The sequence below is a fragment of the Algibacter sp. Ld11 genome (assembly GCF_045066735.1).
Lineage (GTDB): Bacteria > Bacteroidota > Bacteroidia > Flavobacteriales > Flavobacteriaceae > Algibacter.
The window spans coordinates 108,066-125,091 of the sequence record NZ_JBISHH010000007.1 but is presented as its reverse complement, the minus strand read 5'-3'; the positions used below and the strand labels follow the sequence as shown (position 1 = coordinate 125,091).

Sequence of the window (17,026 nt, the reverse complement as noted above, 5' to 3'; positions counted from 1 at the left end):
ATGAAAGCAATAAAACAAACCGGTTTAGTACTTTTTCTATTAGGACTTGCCATATTTATAGGAACCATTTTCACAGGTTCTTTCAGTTTAACACAAGCTGAGTTAGATACGTTTTTAAAAGAAAAAAATTATAAAAGTGAAGTAATAGCAAGCGAATTACAAAAAGCCATTGTAACCTCTGAAGGTTTAAATATTTTTCAATTTTCTAGTGGTGTTATAGGTGCCTACGCCGCATCGAACAAACATTACGATGATCTTATTAAGAAGTATGATGCTGAAAAAAATTGGGACGAAAAAGGAAAACAATTTCAATATAAAATCTCAGGAAAACCGCATAGTTTAAGTTTTTCTTTAGCTAAATCTGCCGGAAAAGGTCCTGCTCCAGATAGCACTGGCCTTATGTGGTTTCTAACGTTTGGCTTAGCTATTATTGGTGCACTTATGTATATAGTTCCTGATGTTATTTTACTAGGAAAACCTGGTATTAAAAACAATGGTATTTTTCTGAATGCTGCCACAAACCGTGGTTGGATTGGTTGGTTTGCCTTTATCTTTTTAGTTACATTCTACATTCTACTTTATTTCTTTCCAGATTATATTGTAAACTGGGTATATTTAGTAGACCCTATTAGCAAATCTATAAGCGGAAATCCTGCAAGTCAATGGTTTTTATATGGCTTTCTATACTGTACAGTAATGTCGGTAATGGCCGTTAGAATGTATATTAAATACCGACATAACAAATATCAAATATTAAGAACAACATCTGTTTTATTCTTTCAAATTGTATTTGCATTTTTAATTCCAGAAATTTTAGTTCGTTTTGAAAAACCTTGGTACGATTTTAAAAACGCCTTCCCTTTAGATTACGATTTCTTCTTCAGATGGAATTTAGAAGAACTTCTTGCTAGTGGAGCATTTGGTTTATTCATTTTAGTTTGGGGTGTTGTTTTAACTATTGTAGTAGTACCTGTAATGGTTTATTTCTTCGGAAAAAGATGGTATTGTTCTTGGGTTTGCGGTTGTGGAGGTTTAGCTGAAACATTAGGAGATCCATACAGACAACTTTCGAGTAAAACATTATTATCATGGAGAGTAGAACGTATTATAATTCATTCTGTTTTAATATTTGTTTTAGTCATGACCGGTTTTGCCCTTTACACCTTCTTTTCTGGAGAAGGCCAAGTATTAGGTATTAAAACACAAACCATACAAGATATTTACGGCTTTTTAATAGGTTCTATTTTTGCCGGTGTAATTGGTACAGGCTTCTACCCTATTTTCGGCAACCGTGTTTGGTGTCGTTTTGGGTGCCCTTTAGCTGCATATTTAGGTTTTGTACAACGTTTTAAATCTAGATTCAGAATTACAACAAATGGAGGACAATGTATTTCTTGTGGAAACTGTTCTACTTATTGCGAGCAAGGCATTGATGTTAGAGCTTATGCACAAAAAGGAGAAAACATTGTACGCTCTAGTTGTGTAGGTTGTGGTGTTTGTTCTGCGGTATGCCCAAGAGGTGTATTAAAATTAGAGAATGGACCAGAAGAAGGCCGTATAAATCCAACAGATGTTTTACTTGGTAACGATGTTGATTTAATGGATTTAGTTAATAAGAAATAATGAAATATATCTGCTACCTGCTTTTAGTTTCTATATCTTTCAATAATTCTGATAACGAAAGTTATATAAAAACGTATTATAAAAATGGAAATATAGAGTCTGAAGGCTGGGTTAAGCAGAATAAAAAAGAAGATTACTGGAAATTTTACTACAATAATGGTCGAATTAAAAAAGAAGGTCACTTTTCAAACAATAATCCTATAGAATATTGGTATTTTTACACCCCAAACGGATTAAAAGAAAGCGAAGGCCACTTTGTTAACGGAAAAAAAACAAATTGGTGGGTGTTTTATGACCATTCCGGACAGATTAGCCACAAATGTCAACTTAAATTTAACCAGAAAAACGGATATTGCCTAAAGTATAAAAACGGTGATATTATTTCTGCTAGTAAATACAATGCTGGTAAAAAAATTAAAGAGTGGTACAACTTAAAAGATTTTAAAAAAGAAAACAACCTACTTAATTTAAGATGACCCAAATAAAAGTCATAATCCCTGCATACAACGAAGCAGATTCCATTACACACGTTATTAAAGCCATTCCTGAAATTGTTAACGAAGTTATTGTAGTAAGCAATAACTCTACCGACGATACAGAAGTTAATGCAAAAAACGCAGGCGCTACTGTTTTAAAAGAAACGAACAAAGGCTACGGATACGCATGCTTAAAAGGTATGGAGTATATTACTAACCAAACTACAAAACCAGATATTATTGTGTTTTTAGATGGTGACTATAGCGATTACCCTGAAGAACTCACTAAAATAATTGCGCCTATAATTAATGAGGATTTAGACTTTGTTATTGGTGCACGTGTAAAAGAGCTAAGGGAAGATGGCTCTATGACCATGCCGCAAATATTCGGAAATTGGCTTGCAACAACATTAATGAGTTTGTTTTTTAATGCCAAATTTACTGATCTCGGACCATTTAGAGCTATTAAATATAATAAGTTACTGGCTTTAAACATGGAAGACAAAACCTACGGTTGGACAGTGGAGATGCAGTTAAAGGCTTTAAAACAAAAATTATCTTACACAGAAATCCCTGTTAATTACAGAAACAGAATAGGCGTCTCAAAAGTGTCTGGTACGGTAAAAGGAGCTATATTTGCAGGCGCAAAAATCTTGGGATGGATTTTTAAATACAGCATAAAGAAATGATTTTAGAGAGCATAATAATTACAATTTACACCATTGCATTACTACTTATTTTAATGTATGCATTGGCGCAACTTAACTTACTTTTTAATTACTTATCGGCGAAAAGAAAAACCGATAAATCTGTGAAATTTGATTTATCCAATCCAGATGAAATTCCTTTTGTCACCATACAACTTCCCGTTTATAACGAAATGTATGTTATGCAACGCTTACTAGATAATATAGCAGAAATTGATTATCCAAGTGATAAATTAGAAATTCAAGTTTTGGACGATTCTACAGATGAAACTATTGAAACCACTAAAGCACAAGTAGATGCACTTAAAGCAACAGGTTTAGACATTAAACATATTACCAGAACAAATAGAGTTGGATTTAAGGCTGGTGCTTTAAAAGAAGGTTTAGAAATTGCTAAAGGGGAATTTATTGCCATTTTTGATTCCGATTTTCTTCCTAAAAAAGACTGGTTAAAACAAACTGTTCCCTATTTTAAAGACTCTGAAATTGGTGTTGTTCAAACCCGTTGGGGACACATCAACAGGAATTACTCTATACTTACAAAAATTCAAGCCTTTGCTCTAGATGCACATTTTACTCTAGAACAAGTTGGACGAAACAGTAAAGGACATTTTATAAATTTTAACGGTACTGCAGGTCTATGGCGTAAAACATGTATTCTTGATGCTGGAAACTGGGAAGGTGACACCTTAACCGAAGATTTAGATTTAAGTTACCGTGCTCAACTTAAAAACTGGAAATTCAAATATTTAGAAGATGTAGAAACTCCTGCAGAACTTCCGGTTGTTATTAGTGCTGCACGTTCTCAACAGTTTAGATGGAATAAAGGTGGAGCAGAAAATTTCAAAAAAATGAAATGGCGTGTTCTAAAAAACAAAAACATTTCAACCAAAACTAAAATTCATGGCTTATTGCATTTACTAAACAGTACCATGTTTTTAAATATTTTATTGGTAGCTATTTTAAGTATCCCGATGCTTTACATAAAGAATGAATATGCGCACTTAAAAACATATTTTATTGTAATGAGCTTTTTTGTAACAAGTACGCTAATATTTTTTATATGTTATTGGGTTATGTACAAAAACATTTATGGAGGTGGTGTAAAAAACTTCGTGAATTACATAGGCATGTTCTTTGTGTTTTTCTCAATAGCAATGGGCTTTTCGCTACATAATACTATTGCTGTAATAGAAGGCCATATAGGTAAGAAAAGTGAATTTGTGCGTACACCAAAGTTCAATATTAGTAAGTTTAAAGACAGCTGGAAAACAAATCAATATATAAAGAAAACAGTATCGATCAACGTGATTTTCGAAGGCTTATTAATGGCTTACTTTGGCTTCGGAATGTACAGCGCCTTTATTGTCGGTAATCAAGGTGGCGATTTCGGGCTCTTCCCGTTTCACCTAATGTTGTTTTTAGGCTTCGGATTTGTATTTATAAAATCGTTAGTTTCTAAAGTTTAATTTAGAGATTAAGTTGAGATTTTACAGCAATAAACCTTTCCTATAAAAAGAAATTCCAAACCACTCCAAAACGTATTGAGAAATCACGGTACGGATAGCTAGGTGCCGAAAAATAATCGTAACCAGTAAAAGCCGCATTAAAATGTTCTGCTTTTAAATAAATACGTGTCTGACGTATTTTAGCATTCAAGAAGAAGTCTAATCGAGGAAATTCGCCAACCTGCTCATCATTTTGAACATAAAACTCAGCCAAAACGGGATCATAAGCATTCATGTTATACTTTGAAAAGTAGTTTAATGTTACACCTGTTTGTAAAAACAACGCCTTTTTAAACATATGACTAGAATAATACAACGTACTACGTAAGTTTAATTCGGGTACATTTAAAACACCTTCACCATTTGTTACGCTTTGATACATAAAAGTATTATTTAAGGCAACTTTGCCTACTCTAATTTCCTTGTCAAGCTTAGCTCTTAAATAGTTGATGGTTCCACCGTATTGCGTTGGAGCTACTAAACCTGTTGTTTCATCCAAATGAAAATAAGCATAATCGGTAATGGTAGAATAATCTACACTAAGGTTTACGAGCTTATCCGATTTTAATTCGAAAGCCAATTGTTGGGTTTCTGTATTATTGAAATTATTAATCCAATTGTAGTTTAAATAATCACTTTGATACAATAAGAAATTGAAATTTGGAGCTCGAGAGCTGTGATTTAGAGATGCAATAGCCTCGATATCATCATTTAACTTGAAACTAGCTTGTGCCTTCAGGAAATTCCCGTCAAAATCACCAGAAACATTTAAGCCTACTTCACCTAAAAGATTAAAACCTTTGTACTGTTTATGATATTTTCCGCCAGCAGAAAGAACATCACCCTTAATCCGGTTGGTAATTGTAGTCCCATTTAAAATTACAATTTTATCGTAACCATAATTAAAATTATCATAGCCTAAATTGAATTGTACATCGCCTATAATGTTGTTATTATAATTTAACTGAAACTGATTATGAAAATGTTCTAAAGTTGCACGATCTTTTAAACTCGAACTTTTAAAGGACTCTCCAAAAATATCGGTTTCAGCACTTGTTTGAGTATATTCAAAATATTTATCTTCAAACGAAATAACTTGACCTAAACTTAAATTATTTCGTGATAATGAATCTTTCTGATTAATAAAAGCATAGTTATGCTCTAAATGAAAACGCTTTGCTTTTAGCATACTTTCGGCATTTTCAAAATTCACATCTAAAATAGAACGATCTATAAATTCCTCATCTCCCGATTCAAAAAACTCGACACTTTCATCTTCAAGACCTCCATTTTCCTCGTTGTATAAATCTTGCGTTACAATATGGCCACGTGCATGATATCTATCATTCTCTGAGCGATAGTTTGATGTAAATCTAAAATTACCTGTACTTGTAACTATATGTTGATATTTACCAATAGAACGCATGCCTTTATAGGCTATAGAAAAATTAAACCGCGGACTTGTATTTACTGTAAAAAGCGCATCGAGTAACTGCCCTTGCTCAAAGGCTGTTTTATACATTAATTCTGTTAACGGTGTTGGTACGCGATAATAATTAATATCTTCAATTTCCATGTAATTGAAATGCCTAGCACGTGCACCCAAGTTTGGCACCAAATCTGTGTTTTGGAAATTATAAGTTAAGCTATTGTAAGTTTGACCTAAGTTTGAAAAGGCTATTAAGCCAAAATTATCCTTTCGTAAATAGTTAAATTTATACTCTTTTTTTATAGATAAAGTTGTGTCTACAAACGTTGTATCGTTTTCATGAGATATAATGAGATAATCCTGAATTTTGGGTTTATCTTCTTTATCTTCTCCAAATACCGCTTTAGATAATTTACTTTGAGGCTTTACACTATCCTGCTCTTCCATGTTGAATTCCTTACCCTTGGAAAATTCATGTGGTGTCTTTTGCGCATTTAACGTATTAAATAACAGCAAACAAAGAAATGACAGAATTATTTTATTCATAAATACAAAAATCTTGCTTTGGTTTTACTTTTACAAATATTACCGTTGCAAATGTAAATACAAAATATGATAACGCTTAAAAATGCAGAGAATTATTTAATTAAATAAAAAAAACGGAATTTCATAAAAAAGCCAGAAGACTTAATCTTCTGGCTTTAGTGTTAATTTATATATTTTTTTGGATTATAAGTTATATTCTAACCGAACCACAATCCATAAACTCGCAACGATGGGTTTTCAACACTTGTAAAAGTACCAGCGGTATTACTGAAACTAAACAAGGTAGACGAAAAACCACCCTCTGCAGAATATATTAGTCCTTCAGAACTACTAAAGAAATCGATTAAAGGCATAACCAGTGGCTCGAAAAATGGAGCATTCCCTCCTGATGGACCAGAATAAGTTAAAAACAATTTCCTGTCATTAATTACTGCTTTTTCAAAACAGTAAAAGGCAGTAAACGTTGCACCATCTGCTACTCTCAGTAATTGAATATACAAATATGTATCGCAATTATCACTTTCATAATCAATAGTAAACTGAACATCGTTAACCAACCATTCTCCTAAAGGAAATGCAGCGAAATTATCACTTATTTCTTCTAAGAGCGCATCGAAACCTAAACTGGTTAATGGGTTACTTCCTAAGCCTGGTCTATATAAAAAGCCAGTAGGCCCCAATTCTACAATATCATCAATATCTTTATCTATAAATGCAGGCTCATTCCCAAACAATATAGTTGCAGTAGTACCGTTTACTGTTGAAATATAACTCCCACTATCAGCATCATAGCTAAAATAGGTATAAGACTCCCCTTCAAATTCTAAGGTTGGATTGATTACTAAACCATTTTCTTCAAATAAGATACCAAAACTAAATTCAGTAACACTTCCATCATCAAAAGTAATTCTAGGTTTAGCAAATAATAAGTCTGGGTTATAATTTAAATTAAAGTCCGAATCACCATTAGAATTTTCAATTCTTAATAATTGAAAAACAGATCGTTCAGGAGTTGTTAACAGTTTTTCTCTTTCTGCTAAAGTTGTTTCAACCTTAGCAACACTTTCTGTTTCAAAATCTGTTAGCTGAGATGGCTCTAAAACAAAAGAAGCACTATCTCTATTTCTTATGTCTTTAAATGTAAGTTTTCCATCTTGACTTCCAAAATATTGAAATACAGAAGTCCCTTTAAATCCAGTTCCTACTAGCCCCGGTAACTGAGGATCACTTACCTTCTGAATATGATTACGAGTTGTAAAAACCAATTCATTTGTTGTTCCATAACGTACATCATAGGATGAAGATTCTATAGCTGTATCAGAATCAAAATCTGAGGTCATATCTACGCTTCCATCAGCATTAAACTTCATGTAAAATGTAAATCCTCCAAACTCATCATTTTTGGTAAAATAAGTTCCTTTATAGCCGTTCTGTTCGGATGTTAACAAGTTTAACAACTCACTATTTTGCCCAGCAATTCTTTCTGCTGGTGATTCTGCAAACAGCACTTCTCCATCATCATTATTGCATGATAGAAAACCTAAAAACACTAAACATATTAACCAATAATTTTTATATATCTTTTTCATATTTTTTCTTAATTTACTAGTTCTTGGGTTGCTGCATCGATTATAGTTTGTAACTCATATAAATCTATATCAAAATTTGTTTTGTAATAATCGACTACCATTGCTTCTTTTTGTCTTATCATTTCTTTAGACTCTTCATTTGAAATACTCTCTACAATAGCATCAAAATCTTCTTTAGAATTAGTAAGCATTTCAGAAACCATTTCAACAAAATCCTCACCTTCTTGACTTGATCCGTAAGCTGTTATATACCCTAACTCTCTAGCTTCAGCATCTGTTCTATTAAACCATTGTGCTGTATAATCAGCTGGATTTATTTGCCCATAAGCAACATCAAATGGAATATTTTGATTTAAAATATGCCCGTATTCATGTTGTACTGTTTTTAGAGGTTGTTTAATACTATTAATATCTGTGAAATCTAAAAAGTCGATATTAAACAATGTTATTTTTGTTCCTGCCTCTGCGACACCTAAGGTAATTGTTGGACTATTGGGGTTGTAATTAAAACTACCTGCTAACGTAAATTGTCGAGGCGCAATTTTTTTAATAAAATCAATTCCTCCTACTTGCATGTAAGGCTCTATCCAGGCTTTTAATAGAGCATTTGCTACCGGTTCAACACTAGATTCGTAAGGAGGATGCAAAAACCTATCTACATCAGTATCGTTGATATCCCATTTATAAAGTACCTCAATGTTATAAGGACTGACAAACTCACTCCTTAACCAGATATCCAAATCGTTTAGAATAGGTTCACTTATGTCTATTTGGCTTGGACCCACACTGTCTGAACCATCAGTACACGCTGAAGGAAAGGCCAAAACCATGATTGCTAATGTTATATATAAATATTTTTTCATTTTGATGTTTTTTTAAATTAAATACTACCTAGGGTTTTGCGGAATTCCAAAAGATTGCGCTGCTTCAGGTATTTGCAATAATCTTCTATTATCTCCTTTTGGTAAAGTATTAATATTACCAAATATATCTTCATGTTCAACAACCATATTGTGTCGTTTAATATCAAACCATCTTAAACCATCATTATAAAAAATCGTTCTTTTAATGGTTAAAACCGCATTTACAAATGCTAACGACTCAGCAGGAATACTGTAAAAAGGTGTATACAATGTATTGTCCGTAACTGCAAAACGATCTTGAACATCTTGAGCACTTAACTCATCAAATGCAGCATCATAAAACCGTGTTTTAACCGAGTACGACATGTTAATATCCGCAACTGCATTATCTAACTGCCCTAGCATAGCATAAGCTTCTGCTCTGTTTAATAAGGCTTCGTCTGTTGTTAATAAAACGTAAGCAACATAAGCTTCACCCGTACCAGCTGCTTGATTTGTAACTTTAAAATATTCTTGAAATTTTGGTATATTGTAATACAAATCGCCACTTCCAAATACAGAATAAGACCAAGGTTGACCTGTTCCATTAGAACCTGGGAAAATCTCATCTCTTTTATCACTATTCAACTGATATCTTGCAGCGTAATGGTACCTATCATAAAGCGATGCCGCTGAAACTAACAATAAATTAGCAGGCTCAAAATTAGAAGAGGTATAATTAGCTATTTGTTGAGAATATGTTGCTGGTCTATAATCATTTTCCCAATCTCTTAAAACCGAAGCGCCTCCACCTGTTAAGGCCAAAGTACTGTGATTAATAACTTTTTGCCACTCGCCAGTGTTTAAATAAAAACGTGATGCGAAGGCATTAGCTGCTTTTTTTGTGAAATGATAGGCTGCAACATTGTAATCATCTCCTACTAGAGGTATTCCCAATTCGATATCTGCTCTAATTTTATCATATACTTCTTGAACCGTACCTCTATCATATTCACCTAAAAGTACAGTTTCTGGTTCGGAAATATAAGGTATCCCAACATCTGAACTCGCAGTTGACGAATTATAAGCTTTTGAAAAAATGCTTACTAACATGAAATGAGCATATGCACGACTGATAAGAGCCTCACCCTTTAAGTAGTCTAGCTCTGAGCCTCCACCTAATTCTTCAATAGATACTAAAGCTTGATTTGCTTGCGCTATAGCTTTATATGCTCTATTCCAGTAATTTGTTGGCGTGTCTGAATCGGTATCATTTAAATCATCCCAAAAGAACATGCGTTCATTAATGGTTGTTGCAATATCTATTCCTGTTTCTGCACTCGGCCCTTTATCTCCGGCATTATCGGACATGGGTTCTAGAAAGGTAACATAAGCCGCATCTGGGTATGCACCTACCAATAATTCTCCTATTTTCTCAGCAGAATCGATGGTTGTTCTATTATCTGGTGCTTCATCTAATATATCACTACATGAGGATACCATTAAAAATACAGCAACTGTTTTTATTAAATTATATTTTATGTTTTTCATAGTATCTGTTTTTAAAATCCAACATTAAGTGAAAAAGTGTACATTTTTGATATTGGGTAAGCAACACCTCCAGATCTAAAAAATTCAGGATCTTGACCACCTAATTTTGAATCTGAATAAATCAAAAATGGATTAGTACTTTGTAAACTCATTCTAACATTGGACAAACCAAGTTTTTTTATAACATCTTTATCTAAATTATAACCTAAAGATATATTTTTCATTCTTACAAACCCACCATCTGCAACACGTTCGCTAGAATAATTATAGGCATTGTAAGCTCTTTCTAACTCGTTACTTCCGTAAGATTGAATTAAACTTTGAGAGGCAATTGTAGGAACATTAGTTATGTTTTCATCACCTGGTGAAATCCACCTGTTAACAAACTCTCTTGGAAATACATCTAAATCATCATATTGAGAATCATAAACAGGTGCTAACCTCACTTTATTACCTGCAGAAAAGGATATAAAGAAGCTAAAGTCCCAATTTTTATAATTAAAATTATTAGATAAACCTCCCGAAACATTTGGCTCGGTAGCCCCTTCATACTTTAAATAATCAATTACATTATCTGTATCTTGAAAATCTATTAAATCGTAAGGTTTTGTAGGATCATAATCTGGATCTTCAGTTAAGAAAACGGGTAAACCAAACTCATTGAGTCCTTCAAATTGAAAAGAAAACAAAGCACCTTTTGGGTACCCAATAGCATTACCTCTTCCAACTCCTGTAACCAAATCAAATACATTTGATTCTTGTTTTAACGACGTAATTTCTTGACTAAATTTAGATAAATTTAAACCTGTTCTCCATCTAAAATTATCCGAATCGATATTTACTGTATTTAATTGAAATTCTACTCCATTAGTAGTCATTGCAGAGTTATTACCTAACTTAATAGATTCGCCTCCAATACCAGTTGTTCTAATTAAATCAATTAAATCTTTACCTTTTCTAAAGTAGGCATCAAAATTCATACGGATTCTATTATTAAAAAAACCAATATCTAAACCTAAATTCAGTTCTAGAGTTTTCTCCCAGGTTAATTCGCTATTTTGCAAATCTTCGATATCAATAAAGTTCTCCCTATCATCATTATACAATCTATCAGTAATTTGATTTCTAAATACAGCAAGGTTATTAGTAGCATTGTCTGCCAATAAAGCAACTAAACCATAACTCGGTCTAAATGCTAAACTAGAGATAACATCAGATTTTTGAATAAAAGACTCCTTATCTACATTCCATTTACCACCAATAGAATATGTTGGCAACCATCTTGTATCGCTAGATTTACCAGCTCTGTTAGATCCTTCGTAATTTCCAGTAATATTTAAAACGTACTTCTTCTCAAAATCATAAGTTATATTTGAAAAAAACGACACTTCTCTTTGTCTTGTTTCAGATGAAGAAAAATATGGATTACCATCCAAAATGGCTTTCTTTAAAATATCAGGGTCCGTAAACACTGTACCTCCTCTATCAAATTGGTAACCGTATCCCGTATTACTACTTTCGCTTCTGTCAGAATACCTGTATTCTTGACCACCATAAATTCTAAGACCATGAGCGTCATCCTTGAAACGTTTTGTCCAATCTAAAGAGTTTCTGAACGTATAAGTTGTAAGAGTATTTTTAGACGTTATTAATATACCTCCAACAGGCAAAACAACTCTTGGCGGAGCATTAGGATCATCTGGATCAGAAAACAAAAAGTTATTTGCATCTCTTACAATAGTTGTTTCATTGGATCTATAAGCTGCAGAAACATTTGAGTTTTCGGTAATAGAATGCTCGTTATTAGAAATTGCGTATCGTGCAGAACCTAAAAAGTTATAGGTTAAATTATCGTTTATCTTATACTCTGCTTGCCCCTGAAACTTAATATCAGAAACATTTATTTCAATTCCGTTATTCTCCAATTCATCAATAATATTAAAAGGAGCCCAATTATATCTAGAATATTCCAAATCTCCATTTTCGTCTCTTGGACGCAAAGCTCTACTAGTGTTAAGTGCATAACTGAACGGATTGATATCGAAATCTCTCGTGTATGAACCACTAACTAAATCTTCTTCTCTAGCAAATGTTCCCGGAGCTAATTGATTCCTAATGGATCCTTGTAATTGTGTAGTTATTTTTAATTTATTATCGTTTGAGTAAAAGGAATTTCTCAAATTCCCTGTAATTCTTCTTACTCTATCGGCAATTGTCCAACCACCATCTGTGTAATACCCTAAAGATGCATAAGTTGTAGAGTTCTCACTACCACTAGAAAAACTTAAACCGTGTGTTTGAGTTGGAGCAGCATTAAACAAGGTTTTAAACCAATTGGTATTTGCTAATTCATATTTACGTAAAAAATTAGCTCTGGCCTCTGGAGTGTTTTCTAATTGATATTGTCCGGTATTGGAGTCATAATTATCGATAGCTCTATACATTATATTATAGATACCTCCATATCTTCCCTGAAAAGATGATGGTAAATCTAAAAAGCCTTTAGTTTCCATTTCTCTGTAAACAGAAACTGTTTCTTGAGAGTTTAATAAATCGTAATTGGTATATCTTGGTATATCTCTAACGGCATATTCTGAATTATAATTAAATGTAGGTTTTTGATTTTTTTTACCAGATTTAGTAGTAATTACAACTACCCCATTTAGAGCTCTAGCACCATATTGGGCTGACGCTGATGCATCTTTTAAAATTTCAAAACTTTCAATATCTGAAGCGTTTAGCCCCGCCACTGCAGAACTTAATAAGGTACTTGCATCCCCAGAAACCAAATCGGAAACAGATAAATTTACAATCTCTTCTTGAATTACTCCATCTATAATCCAAATAGGCTTGGTGTCTCCTAAAATAGAAGACGATCCACGAATAGTAATTCGAGGTGCAGCTCCAAAAGTACCTGTTACATTTTGCACACTTACCCCTGCCGCTCTTCCTTCAAGCGCTCTAGAAATGTCTGCAACACCATCAAGCTTAATTTCTGCTGCTTTTATAGTTTGAGATGCTCCAGTAAAAAGCTCTCTTTGTACATTTTGATAACCTGTAATAACAACAGCATCCAAACTTTCAACATCTTCTTTCATTACAACATCAATAGTACTTGAGGCACCTACTGTAATAAGTTGTGTTGTTAAACCCACGAAACTCATTTTTAATACCTCTCCTGTTTTAGCCATTATAGCATAGTTCCCATCAAAATCTGAAACAACCCCGCGGCTACTACCTTCCACAATAATAGTTACTCCCGCTACGGGAACACTATTTGCATCAGTAATTTTACCCGAAATTGTTTTTTGTTGAGCATAAGAGAACTGATTTGAAAACACCACAAGCAGCATCAACAAACATGTCAATTTTAATTTCATAAAATAATTATTTGAATTAGTCAACAACAAACATCACATTATAATCTCACAAAAACAAAGAAATATGTTAAAAATTTAACAAAAACAATGAATTTAATGTGATTTACAAATAACATATCTATTATTTATTGAATATTGAAATATAGATAACAATAAACACTTAATTTTGATAGTTTCACAAAACAAGGGTATACTCCAATAAAATTAGTTGAATTTTATACTTTTGAAAAAAAAATTCGGCATGCTTTTAAACACACACTCAAAACTAATTCTAGAATGTGGCACAGATGAAGCTGGACGAGGCTGTTTGGCCGGACCAGTTACCGCTGCCGCAGTTATCTTACCTAAAAATTTTAAAAACATCATCTTAAACGATTCTAAACAGCTTAGTGAGAAAAAGCGTGATATTTTAAAACCGATTATCGAGGCACAAGCATTAACCTTTGGAGTTGCTCATGTTTTTCAAGAAGAAATTGACGATATAAATATATTAAACGCATCAATTTTAGCGATGCATAAATCTATTGAACAACTAGAACCACAGCCAGAATTTATTATTGTGGATGGTAACAGATTCAAACCTTTTAAAGACATCCCTTTTGAAACCATTATTAAAGGTGATGGCAAATACTTGAGTATTGCTGCGGCCTCTATTTTAGCAAAAACATATCGTGATCTATACATGAACCAAATACATGAAGAATTCCCTATGTATAACTGGAAACAAAATAAAGGCTATCCGACTAAAGAACACAGACGAGCAATTAAAGAGTTTGGAATTACAAAATACCATAGAAAATCATTTAGACTTTTGCCTGAAGAAATATAAAAACTACGCATCTTCCGTTACTAATTAAGACTTTTTTAATATTATAAAACCGAAAAAACCGTAGGTTTGTAAAAACTAACTTTTTCATGCGATTTTTTTCATTACTAACTTTACTTTTTATCACCTTAAGCTGTGCTAATACTAAAAAGAAACGGACTAGCTTAATCGATTTTGTTCCAGAAAATAGTGCCGTAATATTGAAAGCAAGAAACATTGAAAGCTTACAAAATAGTATAAATAACAACGAGCTTATTCAAGAGTTTTCAAAATCTAATATTTACAAGAACTTAGAACGTAAATTTGAAAATATAGACATTATAAAATCAAACACCCCTATACTGCTCTGTTTTGCTAAAGATAAAAATGATAGTTTAAATTACACCTTGATTACTAAGTATCACGATAGTTTATTTGTTACAGACTCTTTAAAAAACTACAAAGAAGAAACTCTTCTTTTAAAAAACAATGCAATTAGAAAGAGTACAATTAATAAAAATGTGTTTTTTAGTATAATTATAGATAGCGTATTTATCGCCTCATCGTCAAAAAAAATTATAGAACTAGCTTTTAATGATGTTAAAATAAATCAAGAACAACATAAGATTTACAAAAGTACAGATAAGGAGAACCTTTCAATAATAATTAATAGTGAAACCAATATTTTAAAATCTATATTTATTGAAGATTCTATTCCACTAAGTATATTTACCAAGCAATTAGCTTTAGATATAGACGCAAGCCACAACGCCATACTTCTCAATGGAATTACAAAAGCTACGGATTCTACCAAAAGCTTAATAAACGCGTTTAAAAATACCATTGCACAAGTTAATACTATTCAAAATATTACACCAGCCAATAGCGATGCATTTATGAGTTTCACCTTTAATAATTTCAAAATTTTAAAAAACAACTTGGCTTTTTTTAAAGAAAAAGGCAGCATCCCTATTGCAACTAACCTGTTTGATGATGTTAATGAAATTGGCATAATTTATGAAGCACAAAACCGAGCTATTGTTTTAAACTCCAGAGATATTATAGCTACTAAAGATGCTTTGGTTGCAGAGCAAAATCTAGCCGAAACTTATAGAGATATTTCAATTTATAATTTTGGTGATTCCGAGATATTTTCTAAAACATTTTCTCCATTAATTTCTAATAATCAAGTTAAATTATATTGTAATTTGGATGAGTTTTTTGTTTTTGCTGAAGATATAGAAATGCTCCAAAACATTATCTCGAGCTACCAAAACAAAACAACTTTAGGCTCTCGAAATTATTTTCAAGATGTTCAAGAAGAATTAAGCGATGCCGCTTCGATTTTAATGGTAACTAACTTAAATAGTTTAGAGAGCATTATAAAAAATAACATGAGTGATGATTTTAACCTAAACCTAGAACCTTATAAAACATCTGCTCTTCAATTTATATACGACACCAATTTTGCCCATGTAAATGCCATTATTAAAAAGAACAAAACTAAGGCTATAGAACAATCCATTTCCGAAGAGTTTAACATTAAACTCGATGCCGATTTACTGAACAAACCTCAATTTGTGACCAACCACATTACAAAACAAAAAGACATTGTAGTTCAGGATATAGAGAACAACTTGTATCTAATTTCGAATACGGGAAAAATACAATGGAAAAAACAATTACAAGGCCCTGTTTTAGGTGAAATTAAACAAATTGACATCTATAAAAATGGCCGTCTACAATTAGCTTTCGCAACGCCAAACCTTATTTATATATTAGATAGAAAAGGAAAAAATGTATCTTCATTTCCTTTAAAGTTTAATGATGCTATCACACAACCACTTTCTGTTTTCGATTATGATAAAAACAAAAATTATCGTCTTCTAGTTACTCAGGGTAAAAACATTTTAATGTACAATGTTCAAGGAAAAATTGTAAAAGGATTTACATTTAAAGCCGCTAAAAATAAAATTATTGCCCAACCACAACATTTTAGAATTGGTAATAAAGATTACATTACCATAAAAACGGAAGACCAACTTTTAATATTAGATAGAATTGGAAAAACACGTATCACCCCAAAAACATCCCTTTCCTATTCAAGCAAACCCATTTACATCTACCTTAGTAAATTTACAACTACAACCAATAAAGGTGATTTAATAAGTATTGATACAAAAGGTAATGTTACTACCCAAAACTTGAATTTATCGAGTAAAAATAACATCGCTACAACAAGTAAAACCCTAGTTTATCAATCAGAAAACAAACTAACCATTAGAAATAAAACCATAAATTTAGATTACGGAAATTATGATGATGCAGAAATATTTTATTTGAATAATAAAATCTATGTATCCATAACAGACTTGCAGTCTCAAAAAACCTATTTATTTGATAGCCAAGCCAATTTACTACCAAATTTCCCGGTGTACGCCAATTCTAAAATAGATTTATCAAACAGCGACAAAGACCAAAATCTAGAATTTATCGTAAAAGGAGACACGAATTCTGTTTTACTTTATCAAATTAATTAATTTATTCTTTGGTTAAAAACTAAAACTGCT

The 17,026-nt window shown here is 32.3% G+C and carries 11 protein-coding genes; 6 read left to right on the top strand and 5 right to left on the bottom strand.

Annotation, left to right across the window (positions count from 1 at the left end; all coding sequences use genetic code 11):
* From ACJJV4_RS03575 to ACJJV4_RS03560, 4 genes are read left to right on the top strand one after another with little or no spacing between them, the layout of a single operon-like run.
* Positions 1 to 1,623, top strand: coding sequence for a 4Fe-4S binding protein (locus ACJJV4_RS03575; RefSeq protein ID WP_405292100.1), 1,623 nt, complete (start codon positions 1 to 3; stop codon positions 1,621 to 1,623).
* Entirely contained in the window at positions 1,623 to 2,099 is a 477-nt protein-coding gene (locus tag ACJJV4_RS03570) for a toxin-antitoxin system YwqK family antitoxin (RefSeq protein WP_405292099.1), read from the top strand. The genes ACJJV4_RS03575 and ACJJV4_RS03570 overlap by 1 nt, the downstream gene beginning before the upstream one ends.
* Positions 2,096 to 2,788 carry a glycosyltransferase family 2 protein gene (locus ACJJV4_RS03565; RefSeq protein ID WP_405292098.1) on the top strand — a complete coding sequence of 231 codons (693 nt, stop codon included), beginning with the start codon at positions 2,096 to 2,098 and terminating at the stop codon, positions 2,786 to 2,788. Before ACJJV4_RS03570 ends, ACJJV4_RS03565 begins: the two co-directional genes overlap by 4 nt.
* Positions 2,785 to 4,275, top strand: coding sequence for a cellulose synthase family protein (locus ACJJV4_RS03560; protein ID WP_405292097.1), 1,491 nt, complete (start codon positions 2,785 to 2,787; stop codon positions 4,273 to 4,275). Before ACJJV4_RS03565 ends, ACJJV4_RS03560 begins: the two co-directional genes overlap by 4 nt.
* A 40-nt stretch (positions 4,276 to 4,315) precedes the next feature.
* Here ACJJV4_RS03560 and ACJJV4_RS03555 read toward each other — a convergent pair whose 3' ends face one another.
* The 5 genes from ACJJV4_RS03555 to ACJJV4_RS03535 form a co-directional block, all read right to left on the bottom strand.
* Positions 4,316 to 6,289, bottom strand: a complete 1,974-nt coding sequence (locus ACJJV4_RS03555) for a putative porin (RefSeq protein ID WP_405292096.1) — start codon at positions 6,287 to 6,289, stop codon at positions 4,316 to 4,318.
* Positions 6,290 to 6,486: 197 nt separating this feature from the next.
* Positions 6,487 to 7,878, bottom strand: a complete 1,392-nt coding sequence (locus tag ACJJV4_RS03550) for a DUF4302 domain-containing protein (protein WP_405292095.1) — start codon at positions 7,876 to 7,878, stop codon at positions 6,487 to 6,489.
* A gap of 8 nt (positions 7,879 to 7,886) precedes the next feature.
* Positions 7,887 to 8,741, bottom strand: coding sequence for a putative zinc-binding metallopeptidase (locus ACJJV4_RS03545; RefSeq protein ID WP_405292094.1), 855 nt, complete (start codon positions 8,739 to 8,741; stop codon positions 7,887 to 7,889).
* A 24-nt stretch (positions 8,742 to 8,765) separates the two neighbouring features.
* Entirely contained in the window at positions 8,766 to 10,271 is a 1,506-nt protein-coding gene (locus ACJJV4_RS03540) for a RagB/SusD family nutrient uptake outer membrane protein (protein ID WP_405292093.1), read from the bottom strand.
* An 11-nt stretch (positions 10,272 to 10,282) separates the two neighbouring features.
* Positions 10,283 to 13,651: a SusC/RagA family TonB-linked outer membrane protein gene (locus tag ACJJV4_RS03535; RefSeq protein WP_405292092.1), complete on the bottom strand. Its 3,369-nt coding sequence runs from the start codon at positions 13,649 to 13,651 to the stop codon at positions 10,283 to 10,285.
* A 241-nt stretch (positions 13,652 to 13,892) separates the two neighbouring features.
* On the opposite strand from ACJJV4_RS03535, the gene ACJJV4_RS03530 reads away from it, so the two are divergent.
* Positions 13,893 to 14,480 carry a ribonuclease HII gene (locus tag ACJJV4_RS03530; RefSeq protein WP_405292289.1) on the top strand — a complete coding sequence of 196 codons (588 nt, stop codon included), beginning with the start codon at positions 13,893 to 13,895 and terminating at the stop codon, positions 14,478 to 14,480.
* Between the two features lie 86 nt (positions 14,481 to 14,566).
* On the top strand, positions 14,567 to 16,996 hold the full coding sequence (locus ACJJV4_RS03525; RefSeq protein WP_405292091.1) for a ribonuclease HII: 2,430 nt from the start codon (positions 14,567 to 14,569) through the stop codon (positions 16,994 to 16,996).
* The last annotated feature ends 30 nt before the right edge of the window (positions 16,997 to 17,026 follow it).

Excerpts from the sequence above, each read along its gene's own strand:
- ACJJV4_RS03540 (WP_405292093.1), bottom strand. The coding sequence starts at position 10,271 with ATGAAAAACATAAAATATAATTTAATAAAAACAGTTGCTGTATTTTTA.
- ACJJV4_RS03565 (WP_405292098.1), top strand. The coding sequence starts at position 2,096 with ATGACCCAAATAAAAGTCATAATCCCTGCATACAACGAAGCAGATTCC.
- ACJJV4_RS03570 (WP_405292099.1), top strand. The coding sequence starts at position 1,623 with ATGAAATATATCTGCTACCTGCTTTTAGTTTCTATATCTTTCAATAAT.
- ACJJV4_RS03545 (WP_405292094.1), bottom strand. The coding sequence starts at position 8,741 with ATGAAAAAATATTTATATATAACATTAGCAATCATGGTTTTGGCCTTT.
- ACJJV4_RS03560 (WP_405292097.1), top strand. The coding sequence starts at position 2,785 with ATGATTTTAGAGAGCATAATAATTACAATTTACACCATTGCATTACTA.
- ACJJV4_RS03530 (WP_405292289.1), top strand. The coding sequence starts at position 13,893 with ATGCTTTTAAACACACACTCAAAACTAATTCTAGAATGTGGCACAGAT.
- ACJJV4_RS03575 (WP_405292100.1), top strand. The coding sequence starts at position 1 with ATGAAAGCAATAAAACAAACCGGTTTAGTACTTTTTCTATTAGGACTT.
- ACJJV4_RS03525 (WP_405292091.1), top strand. The coding sequence starts at position 14,567 with ATGCGATTTTTTTCATTACTAACTTTACTTTTTATCACCTTAAGCTGT.
- ACJJV4_RS03555 (WP_405292096.1), bottom strand. The coding sequence starts at position 6,289 with ATGAATAAAATAATTCTGTCATTTCTTTGTTTGCTGTTATTTAATACG.
- ACJJV4_RS03535 (WP_405292092.1), bottom strand. The coding sequence starts at position 13,651 with ATGAAATTAAAATTGACATGTTTGTTGATGCTGCTTGTGGTGTTTTCA.
- ACJJV4_RS03550 (WP_405292095.1), bottom strand. The coding sequence starts at position 7,878 with ATGAAAAAGATATATAAAAATTATTGGTTAATATGTTTAGTGTTTTTA.